Below are 1692 nucleotides of genomic sequence, written 5' to 3'. Positions count from 1 at the left end.
CCTTCCGATACGGCTACCTTGTTACGACTTCACCCCAATCATCTATCCCACCTTAGGCGGCTGGCTCCATAAAGGTTACCTCACCGACTTCGGGTGTTACAAACTCTCGTGGTGTGACGGGCGGTGTGTACAAGGCCCGGGAACGTATTCACCGCGGCGTGCTGATCCGCGATTACTAGCGATTCCGGCTTCATGTAGGCGAGTTGCAGCCTACAATCCGAACTGAGAGAAGCTTTAAGAGATTAGCTTAGCCTCGCGACTTTGCGACTCGTTGTACTTCCCATTGTAGCACGTGTGTAGCCCAGGTCATAAGGGGCATGATGATTTGACGTCATCCCCACCTTCCTCCGGTTTGTCACCGGCAGTCTTGCTAGAGTGCCCAACTAAATGATGGCAACTAACAATAAGGGTTGCGCTCGTTGCGGGACTTAACCCAACATCTCACGACACGAGCTGACGACAACCATGCACCACCTGTCACTTTGCCCCCGAAGGGGAAGCTCTATCTCTAGAGTGGTCAAAGGATGTCAAGACCTGGTAAGGTTCTTCGCGTTGCTTCGAATTAAACCACATGCTCCACCGCTTGTGCGGGCCCCCGTCAATTCCTTTGAGTTTCAACCTTGCGGTCGTACTCCCCAGGCGGAGTGCTTAATGCGTTAGCTGCAGCACTGAAGGGCGGAAACCCTCCAACACTTAGCACTCATCGTTTACGGCGTGGACTACCAGGGTATCTAATCCTGTTTGCTCCCCACGCTTTCGAGCCTCAGCGTCAGTTACAGACCAGAGAGCCGCCTTCGCCACTGGTGTTCCTCCATATATCTACGCATTTCACCGCTACACATGGAATTCCACTCTCCTCTTCTGCACTCAAGTTTCCCAGTTTCCAATGACCCTCCCCGGTTGAGCCGGGGGCTTTCACATCAGACTTAAGAAACCGCCTGCGCTCGCTTTACGCCCAATAAATCCGGACAACGCTTGCCACCTACGTATTACCGCGGCTGCTGGCACGTAGTTAGCCGTGGCTTTCTGGTTAGATACCGTCAAGGGATGAACATTCTACTCTCATCCTTGTTCTTCTCTAACAACAGAGTTTTACGATCCGAAAACCTTCTTCACTCACGCGGCGTTGCTCGGTCAGACTTTCGTCCATTGCCGAAGATTCCCTACTGCTGCCTCCCGTAGGAGTTTGGGCCGTGTCTCAGTCCCAATGTGGCCGATCACCCTCTCAGGTCGGCTATGCATCGTTGCCTTGGTGAGCCGTTACCTCACCAACTAGCTAATGCACCGCGGATCCATCCTCAAGTGACGCAAAAGCGCCTTTCAAAAGAAAACCATGCGGTTTTCTTTGTTATGCGGTATTAGCACCTGTTTCCAAGTGTTATCCCCCGCTTGAGGGTAGGTTATCCACGTGTTACTCACCCGTTCGCCACTCTTTTTCTTTCGGTGGAGCAAGCTCCGGTGAAAGAAAAAGCGTTCGACTTGCATGTATTAGGCACGCCGCCAGCGTTCGTCCTGAGCCAGGATCAAACTCTCATAAAAAGTGTTTGAAACGATCTTGCGATCGTTAAGCTCAATTTTAAAAATTGACTTGCTAGCATATTGCTTGCTATGTTTTGTTTGTTTCTATTAAAAGAAACGCCCTACACATTTGGTTTGTTTTATTCGTTCAGTTTTCAAAGGTCTACATTGTTT

General features: G+C 50.7%; 1 rRNA gene. It reads right to left on the bottom strand.

Annotated features, from left to right (window positions below):
• Positions 1-1539: ribosomal RNA gene (locus RV04_RS12840) — 16S ribosomal RNA — on the bottom strand; the annotation flags it as partial.
• Positions 1540-1692: the final 153 nt, after the last annotated feature.

This window comes from Enterococcus hermanniensis (genome assembly GCF_001885945.1).
GTDB classification, from domain to species: domain Bacteria; phylum Bacillota; class Bacilli; order Lactobacillales; family Enterococcaceae; genus Enterococcus_A; species Enterococcus_A hermanniensis.
This window is presented reverse-complemented; position numbering and strand designations above follow the sequence as displayed.